The 16961-nt window shown below is 70.1% G+C and carries 11 protein-coding genes and 2 rRNA genes; 10 read left to right on the forward strand and 3 right to left on the reverse strand.

All coding sequences use genetic code 11. From position 1 onward, the window contains the following. Nucleotides 1–83, forward strand: a 23S ribosomal RNA gene (locus tag B118_RS0122760); the annotation flags it as partial. An 84-nt stretch (nt 84–167) separates the two neighbouring features. Further along, nucleotides 168–284: ribosomal RNA gene (gene rrf / locus B118_RS0122765) — 5S ribosomal RNA — on the forward strand. 102 nt (nt 285–386) lie between these two features. On the opposite strand, the gene B118_RS0122770 is transcribed toward rrf, so the two are convergent. Further along, a complete protein-coding gene (locus B118_RS0122770; RefSeq protein WP_028193504.1) occupies nt 387–1067 on the reverse strand; it encodes a hypothetical protein in 681 nt (226 codons plus the stop codon). A gap of 70 nt (nt 1068–1137) precedes the next feature. Between B118_RS0122770 and B118_RS0122775 the strand changes: the two genes are divergently transcribed. The 3 genes from B118_RS0122775 to B118_RS0122785 are packed head-to-tail and all read left to right on the forward strand — an operon-like array spanning nt 1138 to nt 5554. Next, a complete protein-coding gene (locus B118_RS0122775) occupies nt 1138–3756 on the forward strand; it encodes a valine--tRNA ligase (RefSeq protein WP_028185505.1) in 2619 nt (872 codons plus the stop codon). Beyond that, nucleotides 3753–5087: a bifunctional folylpolyglutamate synthase/dihydrofolate synthase gene (locus B118_RS0122780; RefSeq protein WP_028193505.1), complete on the forward strand. Its 1335-nt coding sequence runs from the start codon at nt 3753–3755 to the stop codon at nt 5085–5087. The genes B118_RS0122775 and B118_RS0122780 overlap by 4 nt, the downstream gene beginning before the upstream one ends. Beyond that, nucleotides 5084–5554, forward strand: coding sequence for a DUF4233 domain-containing protein (locus B118_RS0122785; RefSeq protein ID WP_018813023.1), 471 nt, complete (start codon nt 5084–5086; stop codon nt 5552–5554). Before B118_RS0122780 ends, B118_RS0122785 begins: the two co-directional genes overlap by 4 nt. 9 nt (nt 5555–5563) lie before the next feature. Here the strand turns inward: B118_RS0122785 and B118_RS0122790 are convergent, their stop codons facing one another. Further along, a complete protein-coding gene (locus tag B118_RS0122790; protein ID WP_028189030.1) occupies nt 5564–6898 on the reverse strand; it encodes a VOC family protein in 1335 nt (444 codons plus the stop codon). 143 nt (nt 6899–7041) lie between these two features. On the opposite strand from B118_RS0122790, the gene ndk reads away from it, so the two are divergent. The 4 genes from ndk to B118_RS0122815 all read left to right on the forward strand — a co-directional run bounded on the left by ndk (nt 7042) and on the right by B118_RS0122815 (nt 13604). Next, a complete protein-coding gene (gene ndk, locus B118_RS0122795) occupies nt 7042–7467 on the forward strand; it encodes a nucleoside-diphosphate kinase (protein ID WP_018222997.1) in 426 nt (141 codons plus the stop codon). A gap of 178 nt (nt 7468–7645) precedes the next feature. Then, on the forward strand, nt 7646–9205 hold the full coding sequence (locus B118_RS0122800) for an alkaline phosphatase D family protein (RefSeq protein WP_018813021.1): 1560 nt from the start codon (nt 7646–7648) through the stop codon (nt 9203–9205). Between the two features lie 332 nt (nt 9206–9537). Further along, on the forward strand, nt 9538–12717 hold the full coding sequence (gene ileS / locus B118_RS0122810) for an isoleucine--tRNA ligase (protein WP_018813019.1): 3180 nt from the start codon (nt 9538–9540) through the stop codon (nt 12715–12717). A 188-nt stretch (nt 12718–12905) separates the two neighbouring features. After that, the gene (locus tag B118_RS0122815; protein ID WP_018813018.1) at nt 12906–13604 is read left to right on the forward strand and encodes a lysophospholipid acyltransferase family protein; all 699 of its coding nucleotides are present in this window, start codon (nt 12906–12908) and stop codon (nt 13602–13604) included. A 78-nt stretch (nt 13605–13682) separates the two neighbouring features. On the opposite strand, the gene B118_RS0122820 is transcribed toward B118_RS0122815, so the two are convergent. Continuing rightward, on the reverse strand, nt 13683–14780 hold the full coding sequence (locus B118_RS0122820; RefSeq protein WP_026271035.1) for a hypothetical protein: 1098 nt from the start codon (nt 14778–14780) through the stop codon (nt 13683–13685). A 102-nt stretch (nt 14781–14882) separates the two neighbouring features. Here B118_RS0122820 and B118_RS0122825 point away from each other — a divergent pair, with 102 nt between their 5' ends. Continuing rightward, the gene (locus B118_RS0122825; RefSeq protein ID WP_018813017.1) at nt 14883–16868 is read left to right on the forward strand and encodes a TIGR03960 family B12-binding radical SAM protein; all 1986 of its coding nucleotides are present in this window, start codon (nt 14883–14885) and stop codon (nt 16866–16868) included. Nucleotides 16869–16961 lie beyond the last annotated feature (93 nt).

Genomic DNA, 16961 nt, shown 5'->3' on the forward strand with positions numbered 1-16961 from the left:
AGACGACTGGGTTGATAGGCCGGAAATGTAAGCTCGGTAACGGGTTCAGTTGACCGGTACTAATAGGCCGAGGACTTGACTACTAAGTTGCTACGCGTCCACTGTGTATCTCTTGGCAAGCAAACATTGCCTGTGGTGTTGGGTGTGTTTGATATGTCGATAAGTGTTACGGCGGTCATGGCGGAGGGGAAACGCCCGGTTACATTCCGAACCCGGAAGCTAAGCCCTCCAGCGCCGATGGTACTGCACTCGGGAGGGTGTGGGAGAGTAGGACACCGCCGGGCAAAACTTTTGTTGAGGGCCGACCCTACCCGGGTCGGCCCTCAACGCTTTTCCCGCCGGGCACACCACCCGGAAGACAACACCGCCATCACCGCTTCCTCCGATCAGCGGGTCTGCATCTCGTTGCGCATCTTCCGGAACAGGTCAGCGGCGTCTTCTACCGGATGATCCGGAAACAGGCCCATCACCACGCTTCCATGGTCCGCCCAGCCGCACACAGCGAAATCGCCACCCGTGCCGCTGGTGGTGCCACACTTCAGCACCCCACCAAGGGGGCCTGGGGAGAGGCTCCGCAGGCCACTGACCTGACCAGTTTCGTCGGCCATCAGCCCGAACAGACTGTCCAGGTCGCGTTCGGGCTGCCAGAGCAGCGTGGTGCCGCCGAAGACGAGCACCGGCCGGCGTTCGTCCGTCGGATCCCGGTAGACGGTGCCGAAGCTCTGGTCCAACTCGATGCCGGCCGCGAACCCGTTCCGGAGATAGTCGGCCGTGCTGCGGGCCGGCTCGCTGTCGTCCCGAGTCAACCCGGCCACCTGCGCTGGGCTGGCTACCGTGGTGTCCTGCTGCTGGAAGACGCGCCAGCCCACAGCGCCGAAGGTTCCCGCGCCAGCGAGCCCCACGGCTGCCGCCAGCAGCCAGGCCACCCGGCGGCGACGAGCTCGGATGCCGGTTTGCTTGGGCTTCGGAGCCGGGTCCTCGCCGTCGAGTCGGATCGGCTCGTCGGTCAGGTTGACTGGCTCGGGAGCCTCGTTGACGGCGCGTTCACTGAGGTGCCCGTTGGACATAACCGACACCGTACGCGAAGCCCTGGTGGCGCACGTAGGGTCCGCGGAAGCTCTCCGTAGACTTCCAGGAGTGACCGAGAGACTGGACGCCCAACGCCCCGACGCCCCGACCCTTGCCGGCCAGTACCTGCCGGGCGAGGTGGAGCAGCGACGGTACGAGCAGTGGGTAGCCGGCGGACACTTCCGCGCGTCGGCGGAGAGCGACAAACCCCCGTACACCATCGTTATCCCGCCACCGAACGTCACCGGCTCGCTGCACATGGGGCACGCGCTGGACCACACGATGCAGGACGCTCTGATCCGGCGGAAGCGCATGCAGGGCTACGAGACGCTCTGGCTGCCCGGGATGGATCACGCCGGTATCGCCACCCAGAACGTCGTGGAGCGGCAGCTGGGCGAGCAGGGCCTGTCCCGGCATGACCTCGGCCGCGAGGCGTTCGTGGAGCGGGTCTGGCAGTGGAAGGCCGAGTCCGGGGGCGCGATTCTTGGGCAGATGCGCCGGCTCGGCGACTCCGTCGACTGGGAGCGGGAGCGGTTCACCATGGACGCGGGCCTGTCGCGGGCCGTCCAAACCATGTTCAAGGCGCTGTACGAGGACGGGTTGATCTATCGGGCCGAGCGGATCATCAACTGGTGCCCGCGCTGCCTCACCGCGCTGTCGGACATCGAGGTGGAGCACACGGACGACGACGGTGAGCTGGTGTCGATCCGATACAGCGACGAGGTCGTGGTGGCCACCACCCGGGCGGAGACGATGCTCGGTGACACCGCCGTCGCGGTGCATCCCGAGGACGAGCGCTACCAGCACCTGATCGGCACCGAGGTCGAGCTGCCGCTGACCGGCCGGCGCATTCCGATCGTCGGGGACGAGCATGTTGACCCGACCTTCGGCACCGGCATGGTGAAGGTGACCCCGGCGCACGACCCGAACGACTTCGAGATCGGCCAGCGGCACGACCTGCCGTCCCACACGATCATGGATGAGCGGGGGGTCATCACCGCGCCCGGGCCGTTCGCCGGCCTGGACCGGTACGAGGCGCGTCCCGCCATCGTCGCCGCCCTGCGGGAACAGGGCCGGATCGTGGCCGAGAAGCGCCCGTACTCGCATGCGGTCGGTCACTGCTCACGCTGCCGTACGACGGTGGAGCCCCGCCTGTCGTTGCAGTGGTTCATCAACACCTCCCCGTTGGCCAAGGCGGCTGGTGACGCGGTGCGGGACGGACGGGTGCGGATTGAGCCGGCGGAGCTGGCCAAGCGGTACTTCGCCTGGGTCGACAACATGCACGACTGGTGCATCTCCCGCCAGCTGTGGTGGGGGCACCGCATCCCGGTCTGGTACGGCCCGGCCGGTGAGGTCGTCTGCGTTGGTCCGGACGAGACGCCGCCGACCGGCGACGGCTGGCGCCAGGACGAGGATGTGCTGGACACCTGGTTCTCCAGCGGGCTGTGGCCGTTCTCCACCCTCGGCTGGCCGGAGCAGACTCCGGAACTGGCCAAGTTCTACCCGACGAGCGTCCTGGTCACCGGCTACGACATCCTCTTCTTCTGGGTCGCCCGGATGATGATGTTCGGCCTCTACGCGATGGACGGCCGACAGCCCTTCGACGTGGTCGCGCTGCACGGCATGGTCCGCGACGAGCACGGCAAGAAGATGTCGAAGTCGTTCGGCAACGTGGTTGATCCGCTGGACTGGGTTGATCGGTACGGCGCCGATGCCACCCGGTTCACCCTGGCCCGTGGTGCGAACCCCGGCGGGGACGTCGCCGTCAGCGAAGAGTGGTGCCAGGGCTCCCGTAACTTCTGCAACAAGCTCTGGAACGCGACTCGGTTCGCCCTGTTGAACGGCGCGCACACCCGGGGGGCGCTACCGCCGGCGACGGAACTGTCAACAGTCGACCGCTGGATTCTCTCCCGGCTCGCGCGTGTCACCGTGGAGGCGGACGAGCAGTTCGAGGCGTACGAGTTCGCAAAGGTTTGCGACCTGCTGTACCACTTCGCGTGGGATGAGGTCTGCGACTGGTACGTGGAGCTGACCAAGCCACTCCTGGCTGCCGGTGGTCCGGCCGCGGATGTCACTCGGCGCGTCCTCGGGCAGGTGCTGGACCAACTGCTGCGGCTGCTGCACCCGATCATCCCGTTCCTCACCGACGAGTTGTGGATCGCCTTGACCGGCGGTGAGACGGTCATGACGGCAGCCTGGCCGGCCGCCGACCGGGCGTTGGTTGACGCCGCCGCGGAGACGGAGATCGCCGCGCTCCAGCGGGTGGTCACCGAGATCCGGCGGTTCCGTTCCGACCAGGGGCTGCGTCCGACCCAGCGGGTCGTGGCCCGGCTCGACGGATTGGCCGGCGCCGGTATCGCTGGGCACGAACCGCTGATCCGGTCGCTGGTGCGCCTCGACGTGGCAGGGACGGACTTCCAGGCCAGCGCCGTTCTGACCCTGCCCGGTGAGGTGGGTGTCGCGCTGGACACCCGCGGGTCGATCGACGTGTCGGCCGAGCGGGCGCGGTTGACCAAGGACCGGGTGGCGGCGGCGAAGGAGGTCGGACAGGCCCGGACCAAGCTCGACAACCCGGCGTTCGTGGGGAAGGCACCCGAGCCGGTGGTGCAGAAGATCCGCGACCGGCTCGCCGCCGCCGAGGCCGACCTGGTGCGCATCGACACGGCTTTGGAGGCCCTCCCCTCATGAGCGAGCAGACTGACTTCGCCGCCGTCGAGGCGGAACTCGCCACTCGCGGGTTCACCCGGATGGCCTTCGAGCTGGACCGGATCGAGATGCTGCTGGATCTGCTCGGGAGCCCACAGCGGGCGTACCCGTCGATCCACCTCACCGGCACCAACGGTAAGACCTCGACAGCTCGCATGATCGACTCGCTGTTGCGGGCGTTCGGGCTGCACACCGGGCGATACACCAGCCCACACCTGGAGACCGTCCGCGAGCGGATCAGCCTGGACGACGAGCCGGTGGACGAACAGCGGTTCGTCGCCACCTACCGCGAGGTGGCGCCGCTGGCCCAACTCGTTGACCAAAGATCCGCGGAGCCCCTGACCTACTTCGACCTGACCACGGCGCTGGCCTTCGCCACCTTTGCCGACGCGCCGGTGGATGTCGCCGTCGTCGAGGTGGGCCTCGGTGGCGCGGAGGACTCGACCAACGTCCTGCAGGCCGGTGTCACGGTGTTGACTCCGATCGGGCTCGATCACACCGAGTGGCTCGGCGACACGATCTCCGACATCGCGCTCCACAAGGCGGGCATCATCCACAAGGGCGCGACGGTGATCTCGGCCGGGCAGGAGGAGGAGGCAGCGCGTCCGGTGCTCGAGCGCTGCGCCGAGGTCGGCGCGACGATCGCCCGAGAAGGCGCCGAGTTTGGGGTGTTGCGTCGGGCCGTCGCGGTCGGTGGCCAGGTGCTCACCCTGCAGGGGCTCGGCGGGCAGTACAAGGAGCTCTTCGTCCCGTTGCACGGTGCCCACCAGGCGCAGAACGCCGCCGTGGCGCTCGCGGCCGTGGAGGCGTTCCTCGGGGCGGGTGCGCGCCGCCAGCTGGATGTCGAGACGGTCCGGGAGGGGTTCGCCGCGGTGAGCTCGCCGGGGCGGTTGGAGCGGGTCCGCACCGCCCCGACCGTGCTGCTCGACGGCGCGCACAACCCGCAGGGCATGGCGGCCACGGTCACCGCGCTGCAGGAGGAGTTCGCGTTCAGCAAACTGGTCGCCGTCCTCGGTGTCCTCGGTGACAAGGACGCATTCGGCCTGCTCGAACTGCTGGAGCCGGTGGTTGACCAGCTGGTGGTCACCCGAAACAGCTCGCCGCGGGCGATGCCCACCCGGGAGCTGGCGACGCTCGCCGCCGACGTTTTCGGCCCGGACCGGGTGGTGGTGGCGGAGCAGATGCCGGACGCCATCGAGGCGGCGGTGGCGCTGGCCGAGCAGGATGTCCCCGGTGAGCTGGCCGGGATCGGCGTACTCGTCACCGGTTCGGTGGTGACCGTGGCCGACGCCCGCCGGCTGCTGAAGCGATGACCGCCGCCGGGCGTCCGGCCGGCTCAGGACCGGCGGCCGGGCTGCCGAAGGGTTCAGGACCGGCGGCCGGGCTGTCGCCGGGTTCGGGACCGGCGGGCGAGCTGTCGCCGGGCTCGGCGTCTCCGCCGCGCCGCTCCGGGTTGCGTAATCCGCAGCGGGCGGTGGCCGGTCTCGGTGCCGGGCTCCTGAGCCTTGAGGCCCTGGTCCTGGTGCTGGCCATCCAGCCGATCCGGGTGGTCGGCGGCGGGCTGAGTGCTGCCGCGATCGCCGCTGTGGTGACGCTGGCGGTGGTGGCGGTGCTGCTGGCCGGAATGATCCGTCGTGCCTGGGCCTGGTCGGCGGGGGTCGTTCTGCAGGGCGCGTTGCTGCTCGCCGGCGCGTTGCACTGGTCGCTGCTGGTGCTCGGGGTCATCTTCGCGTTGGTGTGGGCGTACGCCCTGCACGTGCGGCGGGTGATCCTGGGCTGACCGGCCCACTCAGGCCTCGGCGCGTTCCCGCCACTGGGTGAGGGCGATGCCGTGCCCGTCCGGGTCGCGGAAGGCGGCCGCCCACACCTCCAGCTTCGACCCACGGTTGACGACCCGTGGCGGATAGGTGAAGCGGACGCCGGATTCGCGCAGCCGCGTGTAGGCCTCCTCGATGTCGTCAACCTCAAGGTTGACATGTACGAGCCGACGGCTGATGGGGACGGCCTCGGTGGCCTCCCGGAGCACCAGGCGGGTCGCCCCGGAGGCGAGCACCGCGTTCCCGGAGCCCTGGTCAACTTCGGTGAAGCCGAGGTCCTGGTAGAAGGTGAGCGACCGCGTCAGGTTGGTGACGAGCAAAGTGAACCCCACCCCGGCGATCGGCGGGTCACCGGCGGGCTCCCCGAAGATCGCCTCGTCCAGGTCCGGGATCACCGGTTCCTCGGCGTACGGCGGCATCGGGTCGTCCAGGGGCAGGTCGATCGGGTCTGCTGGGGCCGGAACCCGGAACCCCTCGGCCATCGGTCCGGGCCCTTCGGGGGTCGGGCGAGCCGGCGTGGCGGTGGACGAGGTCTCGAATGGCGCCGCCGGGAACGGTGTCGCCCCGGTCGATGGGTCGAATCGTTGTTCGGCCGGAGGTCGAGGGCTCGGCGCGGCGCGCCGCGGTAGGTCGCCCGGGGCGGGCGGGTTGACCAGTTCCCCGTCCAGAACTGTCGGGCCACCAGGGACCTGGTGTACGACGACCGTGCTGGGTTCGGGCGGCGGCGGGACCGGGTCGCCGTACGGGTCCCGGAACTCGTCGTCGACTGCCCGGCCGGCCCACGGCGGTGCCTCCTGCTGGATCAGTAGCTCTTCTGCCGGTAGGTCTGGGTCCGGATAGTGTGGGGGCAGGTCCGCCCCGCTGACCCGCGCGGCTTCGGCGTGGGTGAGCACCTCGTCCCAGAGAACGCGAACGTGCCGCTGGTCGTCGAGCGCCACCCGGATCGGTAGGGTCTGGCCCGGCGCCGGCCACTTGGCGACCGGCACCCGCGGTTCGATGATCTTTTTGGAACGGGGTGGTAGCCCCGGTGCGTCGATGAAGAGCTGCAGCTCGCAGCGGCCGAACGCGTATTGGGTTGGTGGCTCGGAGACGGTGTGTACGGCCCCTTCACCGATGACCCAGGTGCGGCCGCCGGCGCGAACTGTGGCGAGGGCGACCGCCAGCACCAGGATGGCGCCGCCGAGCGCCACGATCGACCAACTCGGCATGCCCAGGCCGAACAAGACCACGAACGTAGCCACCGTGCCCAGCGCCGCGCCGACCAGCTTGCGGACCGGCGCGATCGGGCGGCTACCGCCATTCGCCACTGTGGACCTCCTGGAGGGGGTAGGGGTCAGGCTAGGCCGGCTCGCCCGCCGGGGGAAGGACCGACCGCCGCGCCGGCGCCGAGACCGGGCCGATACGCTGACCGTACCCAGCCCGGTCGCCTTCGGTGTACAGGAGGAACAGCGTGTCCAGCAGCAGTCCCGAGGAGCGTACGCTCGTATTGATCAAGCCCGACGCGGTCCGCCGCGGGCTGGTCGGCGAGATTATCTCCCGATTCGAGGGTAAGGGCCTGCGGCTCGACGCGATGGTGCAGCGGACGCTGGATGAGGACTTCGCCGATCAGCACTACGCCGAGCACGTCGGCAAGCCCTTCTACCCGCCGCTGAAGACCTTCATGACCAGCGGCCCGCTGGTCGCGCTGGTGCTCTCGGGCGATCAGGTCATCGAGGTGGTACGTGGCATGATCGGCGTCACCGATGGCCGGCGGGCCGCGGCCGGCACCATCCGGGGTGACCTGTCGTTGTCGAACCGGGAGAACCTCGTGCACGCCTCCGACTCCGTCGACAGCGCGAAGCGCGAGATCGGGCTCTGGTTCCCGGAACTGGTCTGAGGACCGCGGCTGAGGTGTTGTCGCGCGCGCCGACGGTAGGGTCGCGCCCACGGCAGGGTGGTGTCGCGCCCGCGGCGCGGTCGTCATCGGGTGTTCCCGGGGTGGCCATCTGGGCCGCGGGGAAAGGTCATGTCGGTTCGGTAGACCGGCGGGGTAAGTCCCCGACCCGGGAGGAACCATGACCGAGTTCGATCGACGTACGCTCCTGCGGACCGGCCTTGCCGTGGGCGCGGGAGCCGCTGGCGGAGCGCTCCTGGGAGGTGTCGGCGGCGCCGCCGGGCCCGCCGCCGCGGGTTGGCGCCCAGCCGGTCGTCCCGTTCTGACGCACGGGGTGCAGAGCGGCGACTTCTCCGCCGAGTCGGCGGTGGTGTGGACCCGGGCTGATCGGCCCGGCCGGATGCTGGTGGAGGTGGGCCGTCGGCCGGACCTGCGGGACGCCCGGCGGCTGCGTGGGCCGGTCCTGGACCCGACCGGGGACTTCACCGGCAAGGTACGACTGCGCGGGTTGCCGGCCGGTGAGCGCTGGTACTACCGGGTTCGGGCGGAGAGCCTGGACCGGCCCGGGTTGTGCAGTGAGCCGCTGACCGGCTCCCTGCGGACCGCCCCCGGTCCAGGCTCGCGGCGCGACATCCGGTTTGTCTGGACCGCAGACATCGCGGGGCAGGGCTGGGGCATCGCCCCCGACTTCGGCGGCATGTCCATCTTCGCCGCCATGCGCGCCGCCGAACCCGACTTCTTCCTCTGTGGCGGTGACACGGTGTACGCCGACAACCCGCTGACCGAGACGGTGTCGCTGCCGGACGGGCGGGTCTGGCGGAACCTCGTCACCCCGGAGAAGAGCAAGGTCGCCGAGACCCTGGCGGAGTTCCGGGGGCAGTACGCGTACAACCTGCTCGACGAGCACCTGCGGGCGTTCGTGGCCGAGGTGCCGCAGATCAACCAGTGGGACGACCACGAGGTGACGAATAACTGGTACCCGGGTGAGGTGCTCACCGATGACCGGTACACGGAGAAGCGGGTCGACGTGCTCGCCGCCCGTGCCCGGCAGGCGTTCGACGAGTGGTTGCCCACCCCGATCCGGGGCCCCCGCTACCGGCGGTTGCCGTACGGGCCGTTGTTGGACGTCTTCGTGCTGGACATGCGTACGCACAAGGACCCGAACGACGGGAACAACTACCCGGACCCGGACCGGGGGCTGCTCGGCCGGGAGCAGCGGGAGTGGCTGATCCGCGAGCTGACCCGCTCCCGGGCGACGTGGAAGGTGATCGCCGCTGACCTGCCGCTCGGGCTGGTGGTGCCAGACGGGTCGGCCCAGGAGGGTGTGGCGCAGGGCGACCCGGGGGCGCCGGCGGGCCGGGAGTTGGAGCTGGCCGAGGTGCTCCGGGCGGCCCATCGCGCCGGGGTGACCGGCATTTTCTTCCTCACCGCCGATGTCCACTACACCGCCGCCCACCACTACGACCCCGCCCGGGCGGCGATCGGCGACTTCACGCCGTTCTGGGAGTTCGTCTCCGGTCCGGCGCACGCCGGCGCTTTCGGCCCCAACCAGCTGGACGGCACGTTCGGCCCGCAGGCGGTCTTCGTCAACGCGCCGCCCAGCGCGAACACCAGCCCCGCGGCGGGTTTCCAGCACTTCGGCGAGGTGCGTATCGACGCCGACAGCGGTGCCTGCACGGTCCACCTGCGGGACCGCACCGGTAACTCGCTCTGGAGCACGACGCTTCCCGCTCCGCGGTGATCACGCCGGCCGATCATGGAGCTGGTCGGAGCTTCGTGATCGGCCGGTCCGGCGGTGGAAGTCGGCGGCGATCTCTGCCCGGGGTCGGGTAGGGTTGGCGACCACGGCGACGACCCGGCTATCACCGGTGAGCCTCCGGAAGAAAGGGCCGCCGCGCCCGAGTAGAACCGGACGGGTCCGGCCCGTCACAGCCGGCCAACGAGCGGGCGGTCGATCCTGATCGTCAAGCGGGGTGGTACCGCGGGCCCGGCCCCGGCACGCCGACGGCGTCCGGAACGGGTTCGTCCTCGCAGACCCACGAAGTGTGAGCTGCGAAGGAGCGCGACCCTCCGATGGCCTATCCGTTGCATGACCCGACCGCGACCGGAGTCCCCGCGAGCCCGGACCTGCCCGCGATCGAGCGCCGGGTCCTGGAGCACTGGACGGCCGACAAGACCTTTGAGGCCTCCGTCGAGGCCCGGCCGGCCTCCCGCCGATCCGCGGACGGCGTCGTCGCCGACGGCGCCCCCGCCGACAACGAGTACGTCTTCTACGACGGCCCGCCGTTCGCCAACGGCCTGCCGCACTATGGCCACCTCTTCACCGGCTACGTCAAGGACGTGGTGCCGCGCTACCAGACCATGCGTGGCCGGCGGGTGGAGCGTCGGTTCGGCTGGGACTGCCACGGCCTGCCCGCCGAGGTGGTCGCCGAGAAACAGCTCGGCATCACCAGCAAGGCGGAGATCCTCGACCTGGGAGTGGACCGGTTCAACGAGGCCTGCCGGAGCTCGGTGCTGGAGTTCACCCAGGACTGGGAGCGTTACGTCACCCGGCAGGCCCGGTGGGTGGACTTCGCCAGTGACTACAAGACGCTGGACCTGGACTACATGGAGAGCGTCCTGTGGGCCTTCAAGAGCCTGCACGACAAGGGCCTGGTCTACGAGGGCTTCCGGGTGCTCGCGTACTGCTGGCGGTGCGAGACGCCGCTGTCGAACACCGAGACCCGGATGGATGATGTCTACCGGGACCGGCACGACCCGACGCTCAGCGTGTGGTTGACGCTCACCCCCGACGAGGGCGCGCCGGAGCTGCTGCGCGGCGCCGTCGCGTTGGGGGTCTGGACCACCACGCCGTGGACGCTGCCGTCCAACCTGGCGCTCGCCGTCGGCCCGGACATCGAGTACGCGGTGCTGGAGCGGGACGGGCAGCGCTACGTGGTGGGCGCCGCCCGGCTCGCCGCATACGCCAAGGAGCTGGAGGGGTACCGGCAGGTCGGCACCGTGTACGGCCGGGACCTGGTCGGGCGCCGATACACCCCGCTGTACGACTTCCTGGTCGAGCCGGCGGGGGAGCACGCGTACCAGGTGCTCGGCGCGGATTTCGTGACCACCGAGGACGGCACCGGGATCGTGCACCTGGCGCCGGCGTTCGGCGAGGACGACCAGAACACCTGTAACGCCGCCGGCATACCCACTGTGGTCACGGTGGACGACCGTACCCGGTTTACCACGCTGGTCCCGCCGTACCAGGGGGAGCAGGTCTTCGACGTCAACAAGCCGGTGATCCGGGAGCTGAAGGAACGGGGCGTGGTGCTCCGGCAGGACACCTACACCCACGCGTACCCACATTGTTGGCGCTGCGACACCCCACTGGTCTACAAGGCGGTGTCGTCCTGGTTCGTCGCGGTGACCCGGTTCAAGGATCGGATGGTCGAGCTCAACCAGCAGATCAACTGGACTCCGGGGCACATCAAGGACGGCTCGTTCGGCAAGTGGCTGGCCAACGCCCGGGACTGGTCGATCAGCCGGAACCGGTTCTGGGGCTCGCCGATCCCGGTGTGGAGATCCGACGACCCGGCCTATCCGCGGGTGGATGTCTACGGCTCCCTCGCGGAGTTGGAGCGGGACTTCGGCGTACGCCTGACCGACCTGCACCGGCCCGCGGTGGATGAGCTGGTCCGCCCCAACCCGGACGACCCGACCGGGAAGTCCGTGATGCGTCGGGTCCCGGAGGTGCTGGACTGCTGGTTCGAGTCCGGTGCGATGCCGTTCGCCCAGGTGCACTACCCGTTCGAGAACGCCGACTGGTTCGAGTCCCACTACCCGGGTGACTTCATCGTCGAGTACATCGGGCAGACCCGCGGCTGGTTCTACACGATGCACGTGCTCGCCACGGCGCTGTTTGACCGGCCCGCGTTCCGTAACTGCCTGAGTCACGGCATCCTGCTCGGGTCGGATGGGCGCAAGATGTCCAAGAGCCTGCGTAACTACCCGGACGTTTATCACATCTTTGATACCTACGGTTCGGACGCGATGCGCTGGATGCTGATGTCCTCCCCGGTGCTGCGCGGTGGTGACATGGCGGTGCACGAGGCCGGCATCCGGGATGCGGTCCGGCAGGTGCTGCTGCCGCTCTGGAACGTCTGGTACTTCTTCTCGCTCTACGCCAACGCCGACGGGCGTGAGGCGCGGCGGAGCACCGCCTCGGCGCACCTGCTCGACCGGTACGTGCTGGCGAAGACGAACGAGTTGGTCTCGACGGTGCAGGCGCAGCTGGACGGGTACGACATCTCCGGTGCCTGCGCCACCGTTCGGTCCTACCTGGACGCGTTGACCAACTGGTACGTACGCCGTTCGCGGGATCGATTCTGGTCCGGCGACGAGGACGCCTTCGACACCTTGTGGACGGTGTTGGAGACGCTCTGTCGTGTGGTCGCACCGCTGGCGCCGCTGACGGCCGAGGAGATCTGGCGGGGCCTGACCGGTGAGCGTTCGGTGCACCTGACGGACTGGCCGGCGGCGGCGGAGTTCCCCGCCGACCACGACCTGGTCGCCGCGATGGACGCCGTGCGGGGGGTCGCCTCGGCGGCGTTGTCCCTGCGCAAGGCGCGGGGTCTGCGGGTACGGCTGCCGCTGTCGGTGCTGACCGTCGCCACGCCGGCCGCCGCCACGCTGCGGCCCTTCGCCGACCTGGTCGCCGACGAGGTCAACGTGAAGCGGGTCGAGTTCACCGACGAGTTGGGTAGCTACTGCGAGCAGGTGTTGACAGTGGTGCCCCGGGCCCTTGGCCCGCGGGTCGGTAAGGCGGTCCAGCAGGTGATCAGGGCGGTCAAGGCCGGTGAGTGGGAGCTGGTCAACGGCGCACCGGTCGCCGCCGGGGTCACCCTCGCCGAGGGCGAGTACGAGCTGCGGCTGGTCGCCGCCGACGCCGAGCAGTCGGCGCCGCTGCCCGGCGGTGAGGGCGTGGTCGTCCTGGACACCGAGGTCACCCCGGAGCTGGCCGCCGAAGGTCTGGCCCGGGATGTGATCCGGGTGGTGCAGCAGGCCCGCCGGGACGCCGACCTGGATGTCTCGGACCGGATCGTGGTCGCGCTCGCCGCATCCGAGCAGGTGTGGGCGGCGGTCTCCACGTACCACGAGGTGGTGGCTCGGGAGGTGCTCGCCGACTCGGTGGAGCTCATCCCCGGGCTGTCCGGGTTCACCGGTGAGGTGGGCGACGGTGAGCAGGTCGCGGTAACCGTCCGTCAGGTTTAGGCAGGGTGCGGAAGGGCTCGGGCCGTAGCCGGCGGCCCGGGCGTGCCCCTCCGCACCCCACCCCGCCAAGTTGATCTTAAAGTTGGTCACTCGGTCAGCGGACCCGCCGCACCTCGCGCGGGGTGTCTGGTGGGGGTCCGCTACGGTGACACCGCCCCTGTGCCCGCATTCGACCAGCCGGAGGACCAGTGCCGCTGCTCTACACCATCGGCAAGCTCACCTTGGCGCCCGCGCTTCGGTTGGGCTTCCGTCCGACCGTGGAAGGGCTGGAGTACGTGCCGGAGACCGGCGGTGCGATCTTCGCTGGCAATCACCTCTCGGTCGCCGACGAGCTCTTCCTCGGCACGACGGTCCCCCGGCACCTGGCCTTCTGGGCCAAGTCCGAGTACTTCAGGGGCGCCGGGCTGAAGGGGCGGTTCTCCAAGTTCGTGCTCACCGGTCTCGGTGCCATCCCGGTCGAACGGGGCGGCGGTCGCGCGGCGCTGTCGGCCTTTGACGCGGCTATCCCCGCGCTCCGCGCCGGTGACCTCGTCGTCGTCTACCCGGAGGGGACCCGCTCCCCGGACGGGCGGCTCTACCGTGGACGCACCGGCGCGGTCCGGCTCGCGGTGTCGGCGGGTGTGCCGATCATCCCGGTCGGCATGATCGGCACCGACAAGGTGCAGCCGATCGGTGCTCGGGTGCCGCGCCCCTTCACCGGGCGGATCACCGTCCGGTTCGGCAAGCCGTTGGACTTCACCGGGCGGTCGGACGACCGCAGCTCGCTGCGGGTCATGACCGATGAGGTGATGAGCGAGATTCAGAAGCTCACCGGTCAGGAGTATGTCCCGCGGTACGCGCCGGCACGTGGCCGTCCGCCGGTGGACGGGGAATCGGGCCCGGTCTGAACCGATGCTGGGGGAGCGGGGGCCCCGGCTAATTGACCCAGCCGGGCGACCGAGTCGCGGGAACGGACGCCGGAGGGGTCAGTCCGGCTGGACGACGATCTGCTTCCGTAGGGCGCCGAGCAGGGTGGCGCTGTCTGCCACCGAGAGCCGGGTGAAGACGGCGGTGGCGATGCTGCTGTGGTCAACGGAGGTGCAGACCACGACGTCGGTACCGTCCTCGTGACCAAGAGCGCAGCGTCCGTGCCGGCTGCGGACCCCGGTCCCGATGACCTGTGCCGGGCCGAGCGCGTACTGGCCGGTGAGCCGCTCCATCTCGGCTTCCGCTGCTGACTTCGGCGCGAGCCAGAGGCCGGTGCCGCCGAAGACCGTCACCTTCTTGCCGGCGCCGGTGCGGTATATGCCGGCGAAGGTATCGCTGGCCGTCCAGTGTGCCTCGTCGACCTGCCGCGCCAACTCCGCCGTGGTCTGTCTGCTGTGGTGGTCCTCGCGTAGGTGCAGGTCCCCGAACTCGGTCGGGAGGGCGGCGTGCGCCGGGAACTGGTTGAGCACCGGTGTCGCCCAGTAGGCCGGGCCGCCGCAGCAGCACGCGATGACGAACAGCAGCGCCCACGGCCACTTCCGGCGGTTGCGGCTCGGTGCCGCGCCGGTTGGCTTCGACGTCGGCCGACCGGGTGCTGGTGGACTGGCGAAGCCGGCGGGCGGTGGGGTCGGGTGACTGTGGTGAGCTGGGGCGGGAGCATCGGTGGGAGCCGGTGCGGCCGAGGGGACGGCCGCGTACCCGGCCGGCGGCGACGCGGCAGCCGCCGGGCCGGCGGAGGGTGGCTGTCGCGGGGCTGACGAAGGGAACGGGGCGGACGGGGCCGGTGGGGCCGGCGGAGGGAACGGGGCCGACGGGGCGGACGGGGCCGGTGGGGTCGACGGCAGCTCGATGGAGAGCAGGTCCCACCCGGTGGTGTCGGTGCCGGCCCACGGATCAACCGGGGTCTGGTCCTCCGGTGCCTCCGGGCGCCCTTCCGCCGCGGCGGGCTCGCTCGACTCCGCCCGGGACCGGCGGCGTGGCAGCGGCGCGGCAGCGGACCCGCTCCCGGCGGGAGCCGGTGGTTGGGTGCTCCCGTCGGCGGGGAACCTCTGGGTACGGGTCGGGCCGTCCGGTTCGGCGTTGGTCGGCTCCGGCATCGTGTCAATCTCCTCTCGGCGACCCGAGGCTAGTACCGACCTACCCGGGTCCGTGAGCCGCCGCCGTTGGGCTCGTCGTCGTTGCGCGTACCCTTGGGCATCATGAGTGCCCCGTCCACCACGCCGCGCAGCGCCGTGGCCAACTCCGTGTGGCCCCGGCTGGAGCCGTTGCTGCCCCAGGTCGCCAAGCCCATCCAGTACGTCGGCGGTGAGTTGGGGGCGGTGGCCAAGGACTGGGACACGGCCGCCGTGCGCTGGGCCCTGATGTACCCCGACGCGTACGAGGTCGGCCTGCCCAACCAGGGTGTGCAGATCCTGTACGAGGTACTCAACGAGCAGCCCGACGTGCTCGCGGAGCGGACGTACGCGGTCTGGCCGGACCTGGAGCGACTGATGCGCGCCCACCAGGTGCCGCAGTTCACCATTGACGCGCACCGTCCGGTGCGGGACTTCGATGTCTTCGGCGTCTCCTTCGCCACCGAGCTGGGCTACACGAACCTGCTCACCGCGATTGACTTGGCGGGAATTCCGCTCCTGGCCGCCGACCGCGGCGACGCCGATCCGGTGGTCGTAGCCGGTGGGCACGCTGCGTTCAACCCGGAACCGATCGCCGCCTTTGTTGACGCCGCGGTGCTCGGTGACGGCGAGGAGGCGGTCCTGGAGATCACCACGATCGTTCGGGAGTGGAAGGCCGAGGGCTCTCCCGGCGGCCGGGACGAGCTGCTGCTGCGGCTGGCCCGCACCGAGAGCGTCTACGTGCCGCGCTTCTACGACGTGGACTACCTGCCTGACGGTCGAATTCAGCGGGTCGTGCCGAACCGCCCGGACGTGCCGTTTCGGGTGCACAAGCGCACGACGATGGACCTGGACGCGTGGCCGTACCCGAAGAAGCCGCTCGTGCCGCTGGCGGAGACGGTCCACGAGCGGTACGCGGTGGAGATCTTCCGGGGCTGCACCCGGGGCTGCCGGTTCTGCCAGGCCGGCATGATCACCCGCCCGGTGCGGGAACGCTCGATCACCACGGTGGGGCAGATGGTGCGGGAGGGGCTGGAGTTCTCCGGCTTCCACGAGGTGGGCCTGCTCTCGCTCTCCTCGGCCGACCACTCGGAGATCGGCGACATGTGCTCCGGCCTGGCCCAGCAGTACGAGGGCACCAACGTGTCGCTCTCGCTGCCCTCCACCCGGGTGGACGCGTTCAACATCGACCTGGCGCAGGAGTTGGCCCGCAACGGCCGGCGGACCGGGCTGACCTTCGCCCCGGAGGGCGGGTCGGAGCGGATCCGCAAGGTGATCAACAAGATGGTGTCGAAGGAAGACCTCATCCGGACCGTGGTCACCGCCTACACCAACGGCTGGCGGCAGGTGAAGCTCTACTTCATGTGCGGCCTGCCGACCGAGACCGACGAGGACGTCCTTGAGATCGCGGCGATGGCGCACGAGGTGATCCGGGCCGGCCGTGCGGCGACCGGCAGCCGGGACATCCGCTGCACAGTCTCCATCGGCGGGTTCGTGCCGAAGCCGCACACCCCGTTCCAGTGGGCCGCGATGGCCCGGCCGGAGGTCATCGACAATCGGCTGCGGCTGCTCAAACAGGCCGTCAACGCGGATCGCTCGCTGGGCCGGGCGATCGGCTTCCGCTACCACGACGGCGAGCCGTCGCTGATTGAGGGCCTCCTCTCCCGCGGTGACCGCCGGGTCGGCGCGGTGATCCGGCGGGTCTGGGAGAACGGTGGCCGGTTCGACGGCTGGAGCGAGCACTTCTCGTATCAGCGTTGGGTGGAGGCCGCCGCGGAGGTGCTGCCCGACTTCGGCGTCGACCTCGACTGGTACACCACCCGGGAGCGCGACGAGCTGGAGGTCCTACCCTGGGATCACCTGGACTCGGGCCTGGACAAGGACTGGCTCTGGCAGGACTGGCAGGACGCCCTGGGCGAGTACGAGCAGGACGACTGTCGGTGGACGCCGTGCTTCGACTGCGGTGTCTGCCCGGCCATGGACACCGAGATTCAGATCGGCCCGACGGGTAGGAAACTGCTCCCGTTGACCCCGGTCAACGGGCTGCGGGTCCCCAGCGACGCCCAGCAGTAGCAGTAGGTCCCGGGTACCGGCGACCGTCGTCGGCCTGAAACCGAGGAGCGCAACGATCAGTAGGAAACGACAGCCGGAGGGCGGACAGGCGCC

Origin of the sequence: Salinispora pacifica CNR114, from assembly GCF_000514775.1 — a bacterium.
GTDB classification, from domain to species: domain Bacteria; phylum Actinomycetota; class Actinomycetes; order Mycobacteriales; family Micromonosporaceae; genus Micromonospora; species Micromonospora pacifica.